This is a genomic window from Streptomyces sp. NPDC002690, assembly GCF_053592415.1.
The window spans coordinates 1-1,507 of record NZ_JBSFVR010000713.1 but is presented as its reverse complement, the minus strand read 5'-3'; the positions used below and the strand labels follow the sequence as shown (position 1 = coordinate 1,507).

Sequence of the window (1,507 nt, the reverse complement as noted above, 5' to 3'; positions counted from 1 at the left end):
AGGCCGCCGCTGACCAGCCAGGTGCTCAGCAGCATCACGACCACGGCGACCACCTGTTGACGGATGATCAGTCCGAGCAGGCAGCCCCACAGGGCTCCGCCCGGGCGGGCCACGTGGCGAGCGTGTGGGCGACCGTCGACGGACGGTCCGGGATCGCGGAGAGCCCGGGCGGGCTGCCCCTGGGCATCATGAGTGGGGAGGTCTATCCCGTCACCCGGCGCTCGCTCGACGTCCCCGGCGTGGTCGTCCTGCTGACCGACGGGCTGGTGGAGGGTCCTTCCCTCGATCTCGACGAGGGACTCGAAGCGATCCGCGGACTGGTGAGCGCCCATGTGACCGCCTCCGCCGAAGAGCTCGCCCAGACGGTGCTCGGAGCGGCGGACATGACGGGCCACGAGGACGACGTCGCCTTTCTCGTTCTCCGGCACGGGGGTGACCTGGACGGCTGACGGCACACCGCGCGTGTCAGCGCCCGTGTCGTGCGCTGACCGGTGTCTGATGGCATCCGTGATCCGCAGCGAGAAGGCCAGACGCCGGACCGTGGCCGCCGCCCAGCTCCTGGGTGTCGCCGCCGCGTACTACCTGTCCGGCCGCCTTGGGCTGCTCCGCCGGATGGAGGCGTACCAGTCGGTCGTGACACCCCTGTGGCCTCCCACCGGGGTGGCGCTGGCCGCTCTGCTGTATTTCGGGGTGCGGATCTGGCCCGGCATCGCGCTCGGCGCCCTGTTCACCACGATCTCCATCAGCGGTTCGTTCTCGCCTCTGGGGATCGGCATCCTGGCCGGGAACACGCTCGGACCGTTGTGTGCCTGGATGGCCTTGCGGGCGGTGGGCTTCAGGGAGGAGCTGGACCGACTGCGGGACGGGGTCGCGCTGGTTTTCCTGGGGGCTTTCACCGGAATGCTGGTCAGCTCCACTCTGGGGTGCGTCACGCTGGTCCTGACGGAGAAGCTGCCCGTCGAGCGGTTCTGGCCGGTCTGGGCGTGCTGGTGGGCCGGGGACGTGATGGGCGTTCTCGTGGTGACGCCCATCCTCCTCGTCCTGCGCCGGGCCCGGATGCCCCGTGTCACCGACCGCTGGCTGGAGGCCGTCGGACTGTTCGTCGTCATGACGTGCGCCTCGCTCATCGCGACGACGAGCACGCTCGCCATGCTCTATCTGGTGTTCCCCGTGCTGATCTGGGCGGCGCTCCGCTTCCAGCTGCCCGGCAGCGCCCCCTGTGCCCTGCTCGTCTCCGTGCTCGCGGTGATCTCGGCGACGCATCAGGCAGGGCCGTTCCGGGGGCACGAGGTGCTGGAGGTGATACTCAATCTCGCCCTCCTCAACGGCTCGGTGACCCTCACCTCACTGCTGCTGTCGGCTCTCGTCACGGAACAGCTGGACATCCGCCGCGAGATGGAGCGCGCCTGCGTGGCAACCTGCGAGACCTTCCCGGCGAACGCGTGCGGCAGTTGCTCTGGCTCTCCGACGGCACGGCCGCACTCCCGGAAGACGGAATCGCCGATTT

Annotated in this window: 1 protein-coding gene and 1 pseudogene; both read left to right on the top strand. The window is 69.6% G+C overall.

The genetic code is table 11. The features are described 5' to 3' along the window. Positions 1 to 95: 95 nt before the first annotated feature. Positions 96 to 449, top strand: a pseudogene (locus ACWD3D_RS36945) (SpoIIE family protein phosphatase); the annotation flags it as partial. Positions 450 to 507: 58 nt separating this feature from the next. Further along, on the top strand, positions 508 to 1,507 hold a 1,000-nt coding region (locus tag ACWD3D_RS36940), incomplete at its 3' end, for an MASE1 domain-containing protein (protein ID WP_451465004.1).